The organism is Rhodococcus sp. P4_B6, assembly GCF_056402215.1.
Genome location: NZ_JBFUHV010000508.1, coordinates 1 through 516, shown reverse-complemented (window position 1 = coordinate 516; position 516 = coordinate 1). Strand labels below are relative to the sequence as shown.

Sequence of the window (516 nt, the reverse complement as noted above, 5' to 3'; positions counted from 1 at the left end):
ACCTCGAGGAGGCCGCCGCCCAGTACGTGGTCGACACGATCACTCAGGCCGGAGGCACTGCACTTGCTGTCGGCGCAGACGTCTCCAACGGAACTGGTGTCGAGAAAGCAGTGGATAAGATCACAACCGAGCTCGGAGAACCGGTCGTTCTGGTCAACAACGCCGGCGTAACCCGCGACAATCTTCTGTTCAAAATGTCGGCCACCGACTGGGATACCGTCCTGAACGTCCACTTGCGTGGCTCGTTCCTGATGACGAGAGAGGTTCAGGGACACATGACTCAGGCCGGTTTCGGACGAATCATCAACCTCTCGAGCGTGTCGGCGCTCGGAAACCGCGGTCAAGCGAACTACGCCGCAGCCAAAGCCGGGCTGCAAGGTTTCACCAAAACCCTGGCCCTCGAGCTCGGCAAATTCGGCGTTACCGCCAACGCCGTTGCTCCCGGTTTCATCGAGACCGAGATGACAGCCGCGACGGCAGCGCGAATGGGAATGAAATTCGACGATCTCAAGAAGA

General features: G+C 59.3%; 1 protein-coding gene. It reads left to right on the top strand.

The genetic code is table 11. From position 1 onward, the window contains the following. Positions 1–516 (top strand): SDR family NAD(P)-dependent oxidoreductase (locus AC1DWT_RS51840; protein ID WP_477926351.1); only part of this gene is annotated, 516 nt, incomplete at both ends.